This is a genomic window from Rhodoferax sp. GW822-FHT04A08 (assembly GCF_058801025.1).
Genome location: NZ_JBXAMW010000006.1, coordinates 190,014 through 205,546 on the forward strand (window position 1 = coordinate 190,014; position 15,533 = coordinate 205,546).

The following is a 15,533-nucleotide window of genomic DNA, read 5'->3' on the forward strand; positions in this document are numbered from 1 at the left end:
TATGTCTGCCAGGCATATACGCCACAAGCAGGTGTTGGCAGTGGCTGTGGTTCTGCTTGTGGTGGTTTGCGCGCTTGCGTGGTCGTTTTCACCCTTGCGTGAAGCGCTGGATGTTCCTCGTGTCGTGACGTCGCTACGGCAGATCGCGCAACATTTCGGACTGGTGGCGGCGGTGCTGGCCTTTGCCCTGGCGCTGATCGTTGCCGTTCCATTGACCTTTCTGACCGTGGTTTTCATTGTGGCAATGGGATCGCTGAATGGGTTCCTGTGCGTGATGCTGGGCGCGCAGCTTGGCGCCTTGTGCAGTTACGGCCTAGGCGCTGCGCTGGGCAGGGACATCTTGCGAAAGCTGGGTGGCGAGCGCGCCAATCGACTGAGTCAAAAGCTGGGTGAGCGCGGCTTGTTGGCCATCATTGCCGTGCGCATGGTTCCGGTGGCGCCTTTTGCCGTCATCAACATGGTTGCCGGGGCATCCCATATCCGCCTGGCAGACCTCTTGTTGGGCACTTTTCTCGGAATGGCTCCTGGCACCCTGGCAATTGCGCTGTTCATAGAGAAGGTGCTGGATGCCATTCAGAACCCCGGCCGTACCAGCTGGCTGGTGGTGGTTGTCTTGTTGCTTGCCATCGGTGCGGCCGTATGGGCCATACGCGCATGGCGGCGGCGCGCCTTGCGCCACTGAACTGTCAGGCCTTCACTTCCCGTTTGAACCATATGGCATAGAGTGCCGGGACAAACAGTAGCGTGATGACCGTCCCCACGGCCACACCGCCTATCAGCACATAGGCCAATGCGCCCCACAAGCTATCGTGCGTCAATGGAATGAAGGCGAATACCGCAGCAAAAGCGGTCAGGATCACCGGTCTGGCGCGCTGCACAGCCGCTTCCACAACGCCTTCGAAGGGTGCCATGCCGGCTGCGTCATTGTCGGAAATCTGCTGGGTCAGAATCAGCGTGTTGCGCATGAGAATGCCGGCCAGCCCTATAAGGCCCAGCAGCGCCACGAAGCCAAAGGGTTGGCGAAACAGCAGCAGAGCCAATACCGCACCCATCAGTCCGAGAGGGGCCGTTGCCACGACCACGAAGGTGCCCTTGAAGGAGCGCATCTGAATCATGATGAAGATCATCATGAACGCCGCCATGGCTGGCTGCAGCCTCTGGATGGACAGATCGGCCTTGCCGGACTGCTCCACGGAGCCTGCAACGTCAATCCGGTAGCCCGCGGGCAATTGGCTGCGCACGTCAGCCAGGGCAAGCCATACCGCATCGGTCACGTCGTTGGGTTCAGCATCCTGGATGTCGGCAAAGACTGCCAGAAATCCCTCGCGGTTGTAGCGCTTGATGACCGGATCTTCGTAACGCACCTCGATGCGCCCCAACTGTGCCAACGGCACCTTGCGGCCATCGTGGGTGATCAGTTCCTCTGCGCCCAGGCGCTCGGCTGTCAACCCCGATTCGCTGCGAATGCCGCGCGCCACCAGATCGACGGAGCGCAGGTCCTGCCGCAGCTGTGTCACCGTTGCCCCGTCCAGCAAGAACTGCAACTGCTGCGACACTTCCATGGGCGTCATCCCGAGCAGGCTCAGTCGTTCTGCATCGGTACTCAAGTGCAGCGTGGGTGCCCGCTCGTCCCACTCCAGGTGGGGATCCACCAGGTGCGGGTTCTTGGTCATCACATCGCGGACCTGGTGGGCGATCTTGCGCAGCACCACAGGGTCCGGGCCGACAACCCTCAAGGTCACGGGCCATACGACGGGCGGGCCGTACAGTAGCCGGTAGGGGCGCACCCGTGCCTCGGAATATTCGCCGGCGGCAATGTGCTGCTTTACCAGCGCGATGATTTTGTCGCGCGCTGCAGTGTCCCGGGCAACGGCAATGATCTTTCCGAAAGCCGGATCCGGTGGTTCCGGTGTGGCAGAAATGAAGAAGCGGGGGGCACCGGCGCCCACATAGGAAGACAGGGACTTCACCTCGGGCATGGGCGCCAGCAAGGTTTCGATCTTGCGGATGGTCTTGTCGGTGGCGGCGATTCCACTGCCCTGCGGCTGGTAGACGCTGATCAGAACCTCGGTGCGATCCGAGTTGGGGAAGAACTGTTTGTGCACCAGTACTGCCATGCCAATGACGGACAACACCAGCAGTGCAACCGTCATGGCCACCACGCTTTTGCGCCAGACCACGCACCAGGTGATCAGGCGACGCAGGCGCTGGTAGAGCGGGGAATGGTAAGCACCGTGGTGCGCCTGGGCCTGCGCGTCGGTGAGTGCCGGCAACAGCTTCACCCCGAGGTAGGGAACAAAGGTGACCGCGACAAACCACGAAACCACCAGCGTGATGGCAAGCACCCAGAAAATATTGCCGGCGTATTCGCCTACGGCAGATTTGGCAAAGCCGATCGGAAAGAAGCCTGCAACGGTCACCAGTGTGCCCAGCAGCATGGGGGCGGCGGTAACGGTCCACGCGTGGGCCGCGGCACGCACGCGATCCCAGCCCTCGGCCATCTTCACCAACATCATCTCGACGGAGATGATCGCGTCGTCCACCAACAGACCCAGGGCGATGATCAGTGCGCCCAAGGTGATGCGGTCCAGATTGATATCCAACAGCATCATGATCAGAAAGCTGATGCCCAAGGTGAAAGGCACGGCGATGCCGACGATAAGTCCCGCGCGCAACCCCAATGCCAGGACACTGACGCCAATCACCACGATGACCGCCACCAGAAACTTGATCTGGAAGAGGTCCACCGCGTGATCAATCGCTTCGGCCTGATTGGTCAGCACCTCCAGCGTCATGCCCAGTGGCATGCGGCTGCGTTCTGTTTCGATGAACTTGTCCAGGCGCTTTCCAAGTGCCTGGCCGTTCTCGCCCTTTGCCATGACCGTGCCCAGCAGCATGGCATCCTGGCCCCGCGATCGCACCAGATAGCTGGGCGGGTCTTCATAGCCGCGCCGCACCAGGGCGACGTCCGAGAGCCGGATCAGTTTGGTTCCCACCCGAATCGGCAGAGACTCGATCTGCTTGGGGTCCGATAGGTCGGCATCCAGCCGCAGATAGGCGCGCGGGCCCTGCGTTTCAATCTTGCCGGAAGGTACCAGGCGGTTGCTGGCGTCGATCGCCTCAAACACGGCCTGTGGCGAAAGCCCCAGGTTGACCAGCTTTTCCTGGTTGAACTCGACAAACATGCGCTCGGTACGCTCGCCCAGTATCAGGGCCTTTTGCACACCCTCCACATGCTGCAATCGGTCACGCATGGACTCCATGACATGGGTGAGTTCGCGCATGGGCATGCCAGGTGCGGTCACGGATACCAGTGTGAAGTACACATCGGAGAAATCATCGTTGACGATAGGCCCGATCACGCCAGGGGGCAGGGTGTGGGACTCGTCCTCCATGCGCTTGCGCACCTGATAGAACAGGTCGGGTATGCGCGAGTTGGGTGCATAGTCTTCAAATTCAATCTGCAGGCTGGCCTGTCCGGAACGGATGGTGCTCTCCATGCGATAGAGGTACGGAACTTCCTGCACCCGCTTCTCCAGCCGATCCACCACCTGGGATTGAAGCTCCTGCGGCGTCGCGCCGGGCCAGACTACGGTGACCACCATCGCCCGAACGGTGAACGCGGGGTCTTCAGCACGCCCGAGTGCCAGGAAAGAGAACACTCCGGCAATGCCGGCAATCAGCAGAAAGAACAGGGTGACCGAGCGCTCGCGGACCGCGAGCGCAGACAGATTGGGGAAGCTCACTGAGCCAACTCCCGTACCGGCATGCCGTCCGTCAGGAGATGCGTGCCCATGGCAACCACCTTGGCTCCGGCGGGCAACTCTGCCTGGATATGTGCAGTCTGCCCATCGATGGCGACCAGCTTGACGGGCAGGGCGCGCACATGGCCTTCCTTGTAGATCCAGACCCTGGGGCCTTGGCCGCGCTCATCCACGGCAGCCAGTGGAACCGCCTTGGTGGGGACGGCGCCAGCACCTTCTGGAAACGACGTTTTCACGACACTGCCGAGCACCAGCGCCTGCGCGTTCTCCATGACCGTGTAGCGGGCGCGCAGGGTGCGACTCAAGGGGTCCACGCTGCCGGCAACTTCCCGCAATTTCAGTGGCAGGACGCCTTGGGCATATTGCAGCTTGCCTTCAGTCGGAGGCGGCACGCCATCGGGGAAGTTCACTTCCACTTCGCGCTCGCCTGCCTGTGCCAGCACTGCGATACTTTGGCCGGCCGATATCACCTGGCCTTGCTCGCCCACGACATCCAACATGACGCCGGCAGCGGGCGCGCGCACCAAGCCATAGTCCAGGCCATTGCGGCTTTGCGCCTGGCGCGATGCCGCTGCGGCCAGCCGGGTGTGTGCTTCGCGGGCAGCCAGTTGCGCCATATCGGTGGCTTGCGTGCTGATGAAGCCTTGGTCTTTGAGCTGTTTGGTACGGGCCAGGTCCGCATCTGCCGTGGCTTTGGCTGCCTCGGCAGCGGCCACATCGGCTTGCGCCGACTGCAAGGCCAGCTCCAGGTCACGTCTATCCAGCGCAAACAGGACCTGGCCAGCTTTGACTTCTTGTCCTGCGTCAACCATTCGTTTGGCGATCCGGCCATTGACCTGGAACGCTATGGGCGACTCCACCCGGGCTCGAATGGTGCCGGATAATCCAAGATCTTGCTTGGCGCTCTGGGTCGGGGAAATTGTTTTGACAAAAGGCGCGCTCGGTGCCTGGGCAACCGGTTTGGCCTCTTCACCGCATGCAGCCAGGAAAAGACATACCAAAGTCAGGTGCAATGTATGTTTTTGCATGTTGCAGACGCGGGTGAATTTATATAGTCAATAGTGTATTTGGAATGCATTCTTTTCGGGAAGGAAAAATGGGCGTGTTTTATTGGGCAAATCAGGCCAATGCATCGGTAAATACAAAATAATCCACTACGATCAGGTTTCCTGACCCCGGGTCATGGAGCTGCCATATACCCAAGGCCATACTGCTGAATGCACACAAATATGAAAATACTGGTTACCGGCGGTGCCGGTTACATTGGCTCTCACACCTGTTTGGAACTGCTGAAGGCCGGGTACAGCGTCACCTCGCTGGATAACTACTGCAACAGCAGTCCCGAGTCTCTGAATCGCGTTGAGAAAATTGCCGGCAAATCCATTGCGCGGGTGCAGGCCGATATACGGGATGGCGCAGCAATGGAGCGGGCCTTGCGCGAGAGTGGCGCGCAGGCGGTCATCCACTTTGCCGGCCTCAAGGCGGTGGGCGAATCCGTGCAGCAGCCGCTGCGCTATTACGACAACAATGTTGTGGGGACGCTGCGTCTTCTGGAGGCCATGAATGTCTGCGGAGTGAAGACGCTGGTATTCAGCTCTTCGGCCACCGTATATGGCGATCCGCAACGCCTGCCCCTGACAGAGGACCATCCGCTCTCGGCGACCAATCCTTATGGACGGACCAAGCTGGTCATTGAAGACATGCTGCGCGATGCGTTCGCAGGGGATTCCAGCTGGCGTTTTGGCATCTTGCGTTACTTCAACCCGGTTGGGGCACACGAGAGTGGTCTGATTGGCGAAGACCCACAGGGCACCCCGAACAATCTCCTGCCTTTTGTGGCCCAGGTTGCCGTGGGGCGCAGGGAGTTCCTGAACGTATGGGGTAACGACTATGCCACGCCCGATGGCACCGGGGTGCGCGACTACATCCATGTGGTGGACTTGGCCATGGGGCATTTGTGTGCCTTGGAGGCACTGAGCAAGCCGGCAGCCGTCCCGGGCGTGGGGCAATGCGTGGCCATCAATCTGGGCACTGGGGTTGGCTACAGCGTTCTGGAAATGGTCAAGGCCTTTGAGGCTGCCAGCGGCAAGCCCGTACCCTATCAAATACAGGCGCGCAGGCCGGGCGATATCGCGGCCTGTTACGCTGAGCCAACCTTGGCCAAGGAGCTGCTGGCTTGGCAGGCCACGCGCGATTTGAAGACCATGTGCGCAGACGCCTGGCGCTGGCAAAAAAACAACCCCACCGGGTACGCAAGCTAGAGGGTAGGGGCATTCTGTAACGTAACCGGTTTACAGTGCCCTGCTGCTATGTGTCTTCGATGGACTAGAAACAAGGGGATTGAGAAAAATGGCTAAAGGAATGATTCTGGCTGCAGGCCAAGGAACGCGTGTACGGCCTCTGACCAAGGACCTGCCCAAACCCATGGTGCCGATTCTTGGCAAGCCTTTGATGGAATACCTGATTGAGCATTTGGCGCGCCACGGCATCAAGCAGATCATGGTCAACGTGGCTTACCACCACCAGAAAATCGAGCGCTATTTTGGCGACGGGCATCGCTGGGGTGTGGAGCTGGGTTATTCCTACGAAGGCGTTTTGGACCACGGAGACATATTGCCCCGTCCCATGGGATCTGCCGGGGGTATGCGCAAGATTCAGGATTTCAGCGGCTTTTTTGACGAAACCACGCTGGTCTTGTGCGGCGATGCATTGATTGACCTGGATATTGGCGCGGCCTTGAGCGAACACAAATTCAAAGGCGCAATGGCCAGTGTGGTAACACTGGACGTGCCGCGGGAAGATGTCAGCAATTACGGCATTGTTGTCTCGGGTGAAGACGGGCAGATCAAATCCTTCCAGGAAAAACCCAGCCCGGCAGAAGCCAAGTCCACCATGGCCAGTACGGGCATTTACATATTTGAGCCCTCCATATTGGATTTGGTGCCTTCCGGCACCGTGTACGACATTGGCTCCCAATTGTTTCCGCAATTGGTGGAACGCCAATTGCCCTTTTACGCACAAAAGCGCTTCTTCAACTGGATAGATATTGGGCGGGTGAGCGATTACTGGTCCGTGCTGCAACGCGTGTTGCGCGGAGGCGTGGCTGAAATGAATATGCCCGGTGTCGAAGTGCGTCCGGGTGTGTGGGTGGGTTTGAACGTCTGTATCCCCTGGGACCAGGTCAATATCCAGGGGCCGGTTTATTTTGGCTCCAGCGTCAAGGTGGAGCCCGGCGCCACCATTATTGGCCCGGCCTGGATTGGCCACGGTTGCCACGTCAAGGCCGGTGCAGTCATCGAGCGCAGTGTTTTGTTTGAATATACGCGCATCCCCAATGGGACGGCCATTCGGGAAATGATTGTTTCACCGGAGTATTGTGTGGATCGTGCCGGTCGCACCATTTACCGGGGTGACGATTCTTCCGAGTTGCGCTGGGGTGACGCACGGGCGTAATTCTCAATCCATTCAATTTAGCGGCAAACCGGGAATTGGTTTGCCCATTATTTAATCGGACTGAGGACGCATCTGCGCCGTCAGGAATCACTCGGTGAGGGTTTGTCGACGGGCATGCGTGCCAGCAGTTTTCTTATTTCGGCCGCGCTTTCGAACGCACCACAAGACATACCCCAATACAGGGAATCTTCCAGGCTGTCGATTTCTTCCCGCTTCTTCTTGTAGTCCTTTTCCAGGGCATCGCAAAGTTGTGCCGCCTCTTCCAGCGCCTCCCTGCGTCCTGCCTCATACGCAGCCAGAACATCCGCCGAATTGAACCCCGAGAGCTGGACCTTGTTACCTTTGACGACAACACTGTGCTTGGTCTTCTGAGGCAGAGTCCATTTGGTCATGTCTTGTGCTCCTCGATTAACGCGGGGTGGCCGACGTTTGAACCTTTAGCCGAATTGCGCTAACCTCCCAGCCCTTGGTCCGCAAATGGGCTTGCAGCGCGGGCAAAAGTTGTTTGACCTTGGCAGCCACCGCATTGTTGTCAAGGAGCAGGCACCAGACGGAGCCGTCAATGGGCCCGGGGCGCACGCAGGCGCGCAGAGGCCCCGGCAACAGTGGCTCTATCGATTTCAGCCGTTGTGCCGACTCTTCAGCCAGATCGCACAGGCGGCTCAGAGTTTCGGACTCCTGGGTCGCCTGTAGCAGGGAGATGGCGTGGTTGCGGCGGATCATGGCCCGGTGGGATGTTGGGGAAAGGATGGCAATGCAGTTGATTATCACGGATGCACGGTTCAGGAGCCGCACCATTCAGCTCAGCGGGGTGCGCCTGATTGCGTTTGTGCTGGCCGTTTCCCTGTGCCTGATGCTGGTGTCAGCCGGTTTGTACCACTGGGTGTTTTTGAAGGGCGCGCGCGAGGGCTGGCCTGTCATCAGCCAGTTGGTGAAGCTGGTGGTGAAGGACGAAGTGGCGCAGCGCGAGCGCTTCATGCGCGAAAACATCGATGTCATGGCCAGGCGCGTGGGCGAGATGCAGGCCAAGGTGCTGCAACTGGAGTCCCTGGGCGAGCGGGTTTCGGGCCTTGCGGGCATCAACCCTGCCGATATACGGGCCAGACCGGGGCAGGGCGGTGTGCAGGTGGCGGCCCACCCGCTCTCCATGCAGGAATTGCAGGCGGCCTTGTCCGACCTGGACCAGTTGACCAACCAGCACACCGATGTCATGACCGTGATCGAATCGCGCCTGTTTGAACAAAAGATAAAGAAGCTGATGGTGCCCACAGAGCAGCCGGTCAAGGACGTTGCGCTGGGCTCCACCTTCGGTTGGCGCATTGATCCGTTTACCGGACATTCGGCCCTGCACACCGGGCTGGACTTCCCGGCGGACGTGGGTACACCGATCTACGCCGCCGCCGGCGGGGTGGTGGTGGCACAGGAGTTTCACCCCCAGTACGGCAACATGATCGAGGTCAGCCATGGCAACGACCTGATTACCCGCTATGCGCACTCATCCAAGGTGTTCGTCAAGCTGGGGGACCTGATCAAACGGGGCCAGAAGATTGCCGAAGTGGGCAATACCGGTCGCTCTACCGGCGCCCATTTGCACTTTGAGGTGCTGGTTCAGGGCGTACCGCAGGACCCCCAGAAGTTTCTGAATGCCGGCAGTAACCTGGCGGTCTTGGGCAAACGCTAAAATCGTCGTTTTCGCAGGCTGTGTAAGTAGCAAGCGCCCCGTGGCGCTTGTTTTTTGCCGGAATGCCCTCATTTCACCTTGACTAAAAAAGGACTGCGCTGTTCTGTGCGCCCGTGGTGGGCAACAGGCCAGTCTTGCTTGCATGGCCATCAACATTCTTACCAAAATATTCGGAAGTCGTAACGACCGTCTGCTCAAGCAATACCGCTCCGTGGTGTCCCGCATCAATGCGCTGGAGCCGCAGTTCGAGAAGCTCACCGATGAAGCTCTGAAGGCCAAGACCGAAGAGTTCAAGACTCGCGTCGCCAATGGCGAGTCGCTGGACTCCATCCTGCCGGAGGCCTTTGCCGTGGTCCGTGAAGGCTCCAAGCGCGTCATGAAGATGCGCCACTTCGATGTGCAGATGCTGGGTGGCATGTCGCTGCACTACGGCAAGATTTCCGAAATGGGCACGGGCGAAGGCAAGACGCTTACCTCCACTCTGCCGGTGTACCTGAATGCGCTGACCGGCAAGGGTGTGCATGTGGTGACGGTGAATGATTACCTGGCCAGTCGCGACGCGCAGTGGATGGGGCGCCTCTACAACTTCCTAGGCCTGACCGTTGGCATCAACCTGCCGCAGGCGCCGCGTGAGGACAAGCAGGCCGCGTACCGTGCCGACATCACCTACGGTACCAACAACGAATACGGCTTTGACTACCTGCGCGACAACATGGTGTACGAGGTGGCCGACCGGGTGCAACGCGGCCTGAACTACGCCATCGTCGACGAGGTGGACTCCATCCTGATCGATGAAGCGCGTACGCCTTTGATCATCAGCGGCCAGGCCGAAGACCATACCGACCTCTACATTGCCATCAACAAGATCGTGCCGCTCATGGTGCGCCAGGAAGGCGAGGCCGATCCGCACACCGGTGAGGGCGTCACCAAGCCCGGTGACTTCACCGTCGATGAAAAGGCCCACCAGGTCTATCTGACCGAAGCGGGTCACGAGAATGCCGAGCGCATTCTGGCCGGCCTGGGGCTGATTGCCGAGGGCGCTTCCCTCTACGACCCGGCCAACATCACGCTGATGCACCACCTGTATGCAGCGCTGCGTGCCAACCACCTGTACCACCGCGACCAGCACTACGTGGTGCAGCAGGGTGAGATCGTCATCGTCGACGAGTTCACCGGCCGCCTGATGACCGGTCGCCGCTGGAGCGATGGCTTGCATCAGGCCGTGGAAGCCAAGGAAGGCGTGGAAATCCAGGCCGAGAACCAGACGCTGGCCTCCATCACCTTCCAGAACTACTTCCGCCTGTACGGAAAGCTGGCCGGCATGACCGGTACTGCCGATACCGAGGCCTACGAGTTCCAGGAAATCTATGGCCTGGAGACGGTGGTCATCCCGCCCAACCGCGCCAGTCGCCGCGAAGACCAGCTGGACCGCGTCTACAAGACCACCAAGGAAAAGTACGACGCCGCCATCAAGGACATCCGCGAATGCTATGAGCGCGGCCAGCCGGTGCTGGTGGGCACTACGTCCATCGAAAACTCCGAAATCATTTCGACCCTGCTTGAAAAGGAAAAGCTGCCGCACCAGGTGCTCAACGCCAAGCAGCATGCCCGTGAAGCTGAGATCGTGGCCCAAGCCGGTCGCGCCAAGATGATCACCATCGCCACCAACATGGCCGGCCGGGGAACCGACATCGTTTTGGGTGGCAGCATCCAGAAGGCCATAGAGGCGGTGGAAGCCGATGAGGCGCTGGACGAAGCAGCCAAGCAGGTGCGCATCACCGAGATCCGGACCGAATGGCAGCGCGACCACGAAGCCATCAAGGCGCTGGGTGGCCTGCGCATCATTGCCACCGAGCGCCACGAGTCGCGCCGTATCGACAACCAGCTGCGTGGCCGCTCCGGTCGTCAGGGTGACCCGGGCTCTTCGCGCTTTTACCTGAGCCTGGACGATTCACTGATGCGCATCTTCGCTGGTGACCGCGTCAAGTCCATCATGGAACGCCTGAAGATGCCCGAAGGCGAGGCTATCGAGGCCGGCATCGTCACCCGCAGCATCGAGAGTGCGCAACGCAAGGTGGAAGCCCGCAACTTCGACATGCGTAAGCAATTGCTGGAGTACGACGACGTTTCCAACGACCAGCGCAAGGTGATCTACCAGCAGCGCAATGCGATTCTGGACGCGCAGGACCTCAACGCACAGATTGCCTCGTTGCGCGAAGGCTGCTTCCACGACCTGGTGCGCCAGTTTGTGCCGCAGGAGTCGGTGGAAGAGCAGTGGGACATCACCGGTTTGCAGAAGGTGTTGACCGAAGACTGGCAGATCGAGCTGGACCTCAAGAAGCAGGTCGCCGAGGCCAGTGCCATCACCGACGAAGATTTACTGCAAACCGTGGCTACGGCGGCAGACAAGGCCTTCCAGGCCAAGGTCGATCAGGTCGGTGAGGCCAACTTCACCCAGTTTGAACGCATGGTGCTGCTGCAGAGCATTGACAGCCACTGGCGTGACCACCTGAGTGCGCTGGACTATCTGCGCCAGGGCATCCACCTGCGTGGCTACGCCCAGAAACAACCCAAGCAGGAATACAAGCGCGAAGCCTTTGAGTTGTTTGGCCAGCTGCTGGACTCGGTGAAGAACGAAGTCACCAAGACGCTGATGACGGTCAAGATCCAGTCTGCCGAGCAGGCCGATGAAGCGGCCCAGCAAATGGAAGCGCGCGCAGAGTCCATCTCCAACGTGACTTACAGCGCCCCCACGGAAACTGGCGAAGTGCAGACCACTGTCGATGCGGAGACGCTGGGGCAGGCCAGGAGCGCTACCGCAACAGCGGCTGCCGCAGCCGTGGCTGCCATAGGGCGCGTTGGTCGCAACGACCCCTGCCCATGCGGCAGCGGCAAGAAGTACAAGCACTGCCACGGCAAACTCGTTTAAAGGAAGACCATGCCCGTCAATTTGCCCTTGCCCGACTTGGCCACGCTGCACCCCATTGCGGGCGTGCGCATCGGCGTGACCGAAGCAGGTATCCGCAAAGCCAACCGCAAGGACCTTACCGTGGTCCTGATCGACGAAGGCGCCAGCGTTTCGGGCGTGTTCACGTCCAACCGCTTTTGTGCCGCTCCGGTCCAGCTCTGCCGTGAGCACTTGCTCACTCAAAAGGCCATCCGTGCCATGGTCATCAATACCGGCAATGCCAACGCCGGTACCGGTGCCGATGGTCTGAGTCGCGCACGCAGCACCTGCGCGGCTGTGGCCAAACGCCTTGGTGTGGATGCCGATCAGGTGTTGCCGTTTTCCACTGGCGTCATCATGGAAACGCTGCCGATCGACCGCATCGAGGCCGGACTGGACGCCGCCATCGCTGACGCCAAGGCGGATAACTGGCTCAAGGCGGCCGAGGGCATCATGACCACGGACACCCAACCCAAGGCCTTTGGCGTGCAAGGGCTGGTGGGCGGCAAGCAGGTGAGCGTGTCCGGCATCAGCAAGGGTGCCGGCATGATCCGCCCCAATATGGCGACCATGCTGGGCTTTATTGCCACCGACGCCCATGTAGACCAGAGCGTGATGAAGCAACTGGCGTTGGAGTTGGCAGAAGGCTCATTCAACCGCGTCACAGTGGATGGCGACACTTCCACCAACGACTCGCTGGTGGTGATCGCAAGCAACAAGGCTGGCAATACACCCATCACCTCGCTGGACTCCGCAGAGGGGCAGGCACTCAAGGCGCTGATGCTGGAAGTGGCACGCAAACTGGCTCAGGCCATTGTGCGTGACGGAGAGGGCGCCACCAAGTTCATCAGCGTGGTGATCGAAGGTGGACGCAATGCCGAGGAGTGCCGCAAGGTGGCCTACGCAATTGCCCACTCGCCTTTGGTGAAGACCGCTTTCTATGCCAGCGACCCCAACCTCGGCCGAATCCTGGCTGCAGTGGGTTACGCAGGTATCGATGATCTGGACCAGTCGAAGATCGAGCTGTTCCTGGACGATGTGCATGTGGCAACCCAAGGCGGGCGCAATCCGGCATATCGCGAAGAAGACGGCCAGCGCGTTATGAAGCAAAGCGAGATCACGGTGCGCGTGGGGCTGGGTCGAGGCGACGCCACCGAAACGGTGTGGACCTGTGACTTCAGCCACGAGTATGTGACCATCAACGCTGACTACAGATCGTGAACACCCCCCGGCTTGCTCGCTGCGCGTAGCCGCTTTCCCCCTTGCAGGGGGCAACACCAACGGACCGGCAGAGCCGGTTCCGCGGTGTTTCTGAATTGGTAAGGCCTTCGCTTCGGATACTTGGGTTTTGAATATGGATAAGAAAATTGCCGATTTCTTGGAGCGCGCCGAGTTGTTCATGGCTCGGGTGGAGGCGTCTTTGCCGCACGGGCTGACGGAGCCGGACTGGGGGGCGTCGATTGCGTTCCGTTACCGCCGCCGTTCCAGCGGGCAAGGGGTGATCTCGGCCGTGCACCACGTGGGCGCGATGAAGTTGGCGGACCTCAAAGAGATCGACCAGCAGAAGGAAAAGATCCAGCGCAACACGGCGCAGTTCGTGCGCGGTGCCACGGCCAACAATGTGCTGCTGACGGGTGCACGCGGGACCGGCAAGTCGTCCCTGATCCGCGCTTGCCTGCATGCCTATGCGGACCAGGGTTTGCGCCTGATCGAGGTGGACAAAGCAGATTTGGTAGACCTTCCCGACATCGTGGAGCTGGTGGCCAAGCGGCCTGAGAAGTTCATTGTGTTCTGCGATGACCTGAGCTTCGACGAAGGTGAGCCGGGCTACAAGGCGCTCAAGTCGGTGCTGGATGGCTCCGTGGCCGCCGCCACGCCCAATGTGCTGGTGTATGCCACCAGCAACCGGCGTCATCTATTGCCCGAATACATGTCCGAAAACCTGACCTACACCCATACGCCGGAAGGCGAGGTGCACCCGGGTGAAGTCGTGGAAGAAAAGATTTCGCTCTCCGAGCGCTTCGGTCTGTGGGTGAGTTTCTACCCCTTCTCGCAGGACGAATACCTGCACATTGCGGCCCAGTGGCTGGCGGTGTTGGGTGTTGCGCAAAGTGAAATTGAAGCAGCGCGGCCCGAGGCCTTGCTCTGGGCACTGGAGCGTGGCTCTCGTAGCGGCCGCGTGGCCTGGCAGTTTGCCCAAGACTATGCGGGCCGCAAGTCGGTGTCTGCATGAGCAACAAACCACTGGTTGCCGATGGGCACGCCGAGCGCGTGGGCGGTCCGGACCGACCGGTGACCGAAGTGGCCGTGGGTGTGCTGGTGCGCGCTGACGGAGCCTTTCTCCTCACCTCGCGACCTGCTGGCAAGCCGTACTCAGGCTACTGGGAGTTTCCGGGCGGCAAGCTCGAGGCGGGCGAGTCAGTGGAACAGGCGCTGCGCCGCGAATTGCACGAAGAGCTGGGCATCGATATCGGCGCCGTAACGCCCTGGCGTGTGGAGATGGTGGATTACCCGCATGCGCTGGTGCGCCTGAATTTCTGCAAGGTCTTCGAATGGCAGGGCGAGCTGCAGATGCGGGAGGCTCAGAACTTTTCCTGGGCGCAACTGCCGGTGCAGGTGCAGCCGGTGCTGCCAGGTACGGTGCCGGTGCTGGGTTGGTTTGCCAAGGAGCGCGGCTTTACGGCCGCAACTTATTGCAGCTTGGGGTCGCCGTAGAGCTCGTCTTCCGGGGGCGCTTCGGTTGGCACGCGGAAGGCCTCGCTGGCCCAGGCGCCAAAGTCCAGGTTCTTGCAGCGTTCGCTGCAGAACGGCCGATACGGATTGCTCACCGCATACACGCTGTCGCCGCCACAGGCTGGGCAACGCACGATCTTTCTGGGAGTTTCCGCTTCCATCAAAACCACCTGCCGTTCAGGCGCACAGGGCCAATTCGAACGCGCCGTCTTCGCCTGCGGGATGCAACTTTTCGTCGGCATCCAGGCGCATCAAGCGGATGGACACCATCAGCCGGTTGCCGCTGATTTCGGGAATCAGCTGCAGCGCCGGATCGAGTGCCAGCCGCAGCAACTGGAAGGTGCGGCCCTGTGGCAGGTTCTGCTGAAACTGGCCACCTGCTGCGATCACCTTTTGCGGAGCGCCGGAGTCCCGCAGCATCTTGAGCAGCAGGTGAATGGAGTCCGCCAGTGGCGCCAGCGTGGCGGCCCAGCGATGCAAATCCTTGACGCGCACTTCGGGGCTGCGGTGTTGCCAGGCAAAGTAGGCCGGCAAGTCAAACTCGCAGGTACCGCCAGGAATGCCGACACGGCTGCGGATACTCATCAGCCAATCATTTTCGGTGAGCGACTGTCCTGCCTTGCCCGCAGTGGCGTTGAGTGCCTCAAAGCAGCCTTCCACCTGGGAAATGACTTGCTCCAATGCGGCTTCCGAAATGGCGGGGTTGCCGCGGTAACTGCCAAGCACCTGCTTTTGTTTGTCCAGATCCTTGAGCACATCCGATTTGAGATCGGCGCGCGCGCCCACGTCCATGACTTCAAAGATGGTGGTCAGGGCAAAATGGTGGTCCAGCGGAGCTTGTCGGGAGACCAGCGTGGCCAACCGCAAAAACAGATGTTCGAGCCGCAGGTAAGTGCGAATGCGCTCGTTAAATGGGTATTCGTAGAGAATCACGCTGTACTTTCGTGTGGCCGCA

General features: G+C 60.3%; 14 protein-coding genes. 8 read left to right on the forward strand and 6 right to left on the reverse strand.

What is annotated here, in order from left to right; translation table 11 throughout:
- Position 1: 1 nt before the first annotated feature.
- Positions 2–682: a TVP38/TMEM64 family protein gene (locus AC1RMF_RS14040; RefSeq protein ID WP_493142201.1), complete on the forward strand. Its 681-nt coding sequence runs from the start codon at positions 2–4 to the stop codon at positions 680–682.
- Positions 683–686: 4 nt separating this feature from the next.
- Here the strand turns inward: AC1RMF_RS14040 and AC1RMF_RS14045 are convergent, their stop codons facing one another.
- Both AC1RMF_RS14045 and AC1RMF_RS14050 read right to left on the reverse strand, forming a co-directional pair.
- Positions 687–3,746 (reverse strand): efflux RND transporter permease subunit, encoded by a 3,060-nt coding sequence (locus AC1RMF_RS14045; RefSeq protein WP_493142203.1) that lies wholly within the window; start codon positions 3,744–3,746, stop codon positions 687–689.
- Entirely contained in the window at positions 3,743–4,792 is a 1,050-nt protein-coding gene (locus tag AC1RMF_RS14050; RefSeq protein WP_493142204.1) for an efflux RND transporter periplasmic adaptor subunit, read from the reverse strand. Before AC1RMF_RS14050 ends, AC1RMF_RS14045 begins: the two co-directional genes overlap by 4 nt.
- 201 nt (positions 4,793–4,993) lie before the next feature.
- Here AC1RMF_RS14050 and galE point away from each other — a divergent pair, with 201 nt between their 5' ends.
- Both galE and AC1RMF_RS14060 read left to right on the forward strand, forming a co-directional pair.
- Complete coding sequence (galE, locus tag AC1RMF_RS14055; RefSeq protein WP_493142206.1) at positions 4,994–6,025, forward strand: UDP-glucose 4-epimerase GalE; 1,032 nt, start codon at positions 4,994–4,996, stop codon at positions 6,023–6,025.
- Positions 6,026–6,125: 100 nt separating this feature from the next.
- Entirely contained in the window at positions 6,126–7,217 is a 1,092-nt protein-coding gene (locus AC1RMF_RS14060) for a nucleotidyltransferase family protein (protein ID WP_342621194.1), read from the forward strand.
- A gap of 80 nt (positions 7,218–7,297) precedes the next feature.
- Here AC1RMF_RS14060 and AC1RMF_RS14065 read toward each other — a convergent pair whose 3' ends face one another.
- Together AC1RMF_RS14065 and AC1RMF_RS14070 are read right to left on the reverse strand one after the other, a co-directional pair.
- Complete coding sequence (locus AC1RMF_RS14065) at positions 7,298–7,609, reverse strand: hypothetical protein (RefSeq protein WP_342618721.1); 312 nt, start codon at positions 7,607–7,609, stop codon at positions 7,298–7,300.
- Between the two features lie 16 nt (positions 7,610–7,625).
- Positions 7,626–7,940, reverse strand: coding sequence for a hypothetical protein (locus tag AC1RMF_RS14070; protein WP_342618720.1), 315 nt, complete (start codon positions 7,938–7,940; stop codon positions 7,626–7,628).
- Positions 7,941–7,971: 31 nt separating this feature from the next.
- Here AC1RMF_RS14070 and AC1RMF_RS14075 point away from each other — a divergent pair, with 31 nt between their 5' ends.
- The 5 genes from AC1RMF_RS14075 (at position 7,972) to AC1RMF_RS14095 (ending at position 14,560) form a co-directional block, all read left to right on the forward strand.
- Positions 7,972–8,898 (forward strand): M23 family metallopeptidase, encoded by a 927-nt coding sequence (locus tag AC1RMF_RS14075; RefSeq protein ID WP_493142209.1) that lies wholly within the window; start codon positions 7,972–7,974, stop codon positions 8,896–8,898.
- 142 nt (positions 8,899–9,040) lie between these two features.
- A complete protein-coding gene (gene secA / locus AC1RMF_RS14080) occupies positions 9,041–11,827 on the forward strand; it encodes a preprotein translocase subunit SecA (RefSeq protein WP_493142211.1) in 2,787 nt (928 codons plus the stop codon).
- A gap of 9 nt (positions 11,828–11,836) precedes the next feature.
- Positions 11,837–13,066 (forward strand): bifunctional glutamate N-acetyltransferase/amino-acid acetyltransferase ArgJ, encoded by a 1,230-nt coding sequence (argJ, locus tag AC1RMF_RS14085; RefSeq protein WP_493142213.1) that lies wholly within the window; start codon positions 11,837–11,839, stop codon positions 13,064–13,066.
- Positions 13,067–13,199: 133 nt separating this feature from the next.
- A complete protein-coding gene (locus AC1RMF_RS14090; RefSeq protein WP_493142214.1) occupies positions 13,200–14,078 on the forward strand; it encodes an ATP-binding protein in 879 nt (292 codons plus the stop codon).
- The gene (locus tag AC1RMF_RS14095) at positions 14,075–14,560 is read left to right on the forward strand and encodes an NUDIX domain-containing protein (RefSeq protein WP_493142216.1); all 486 of its coding nucleotides are present in this window, start codon (positions 14,075–14,077) and stop codon (positions 14,558–14,560) included. Before AC1RMF_RS14090 ends, AC1RMF_RS14095 begins: the two co-directional genes overlap by 4 nt.
- On the opposite strand, the gene AC1RMF_RS14100 is transcribed toward AC1RMF_RS14095, so the two are convergent.
- Together AC1RMF_RS14100 and zapD are read right to left on the reverse strand one after the other, a co-directional pair.
- Entirely contained in the window at positions 14,536–14,739 is a 204-nt protein-coding gene (locus tag AC1RMF_RS14100; RefSeq protein WP_493142218.1) for a DNA gyrase inhibitor YacG, read from the reverse strand. The genes AC1RMF_RS14095 and AC1RMF_RS14100 overlap by 25 nt on opposite strands.
- 16 nt (positions 14,740–14,755) lie before the next feature.
- Positions 14,756–15,511 carry a cell division protein ZapD gene (gene zapD, locus AC1RMF_RS14105; RefSeq protein ID WP_493142220.1) on the reverse strand — a complete coding sequence of 252 codons (756 nt, stop codon included), beginning with the start codon at positions 15,509–15,511 and terminating at the stop codon, positions 14,756–14,758.
- Between the last annotated feature and the right edge of the window lie 22 nt (positions 15,512–15,533).

What these genes read in the sequence shown, in the direction of transcription:
- AC1RMF_RS14040 (WP_493142201.1), top strand. Translation starts at nt 2, where the DNA reads ATGTCTGCCAGGCATATACGCCACAAGCAGGTGTTGGCAGTGGCTGTG.
- AC1RMF_RS14050 (WP_493142204.1), bottom strand. Translation starts at nt 4,792, where the DNA reads ATGCAAAAACATACATTGCACCTGACTTTGGTATGTCTTTTCCTGGCT.
- galE (WP_493142206.1), top strand. Translation starts at nt 4,994, where the DNA reads ATGAAAATACTGGTTACCGGCGGTGCCGGTTACATTGGCTCTCACACC.
- AC1RMF_RS14060 (WP_342621194.1), top strand. Translation starts at nt 6,126, where the DNA reads ATGATTCTGGCTGCAGGCCAAGGAACGCGTGTACGGCCTCTGACCAAG.
- AC1RMF_RS14065 (WP_342618721.1), bottom strand. Translation starts at nt 7,609, where the DNA reads ATGACCAAATGGACTCTGCCTCAGAAGACCAAGCACAGTGTTGTCGTC.
- AC1RMF_RS14070 (WP_342618720.1), bottom strand. Translation starts at nt 7,940, where the DNA reads ATGATCCGCCGCAACCACGCCATCTCCCTGCTACAGGCGACCCAGGAG.
- AC1RMF_RS14075 (WP_493142209.1), top strand. Translation starts at nt 7,972, where the DNA reads ATGCAGTTGATTATCACGGATGCACGGTTCAGGAGCCGCACCATTCAG.
- secA (WP_493142211.1), top strand. Translation starts at nt 9,041, where the DNA reads ATGGCCATCAACATTCTTACCAAAATATTCGGAAGTCGTAACGACCGT.
- argJ (WP_493142213.1), top strand. Translation starts at nt 11,837, where the DNA reads ATGCCCGTCAATTTGCCCTTGCCCGACTTGGCCACGCTGCACCCCATT.
- AC1RMF_RS14090 (WP_493142214.1), top strand. Translation starts at nt 13,200, where the DNA reads ATGGATAAGAAAATTGCCGATTTCTTGGAGCGCGCCGAGTTGTTCATG.
- AC1RMF_RS14095 (WP_493142216.1), top strand. Translation starts at nt 14,075, where the DNA reads ATGAGCAACAAACCACTGGTTGCCGATGGGCACGCCGAGCGCGTGGGC.
- AC1RMF_RS14100 (WP_493142218.1), bottom strand. Translation starts at nt 14,739, where the DNA reads ATGGAAGCGGAAACTCCCAGAAAGATCGTGCGTTGCCCAGCCTGTGGC.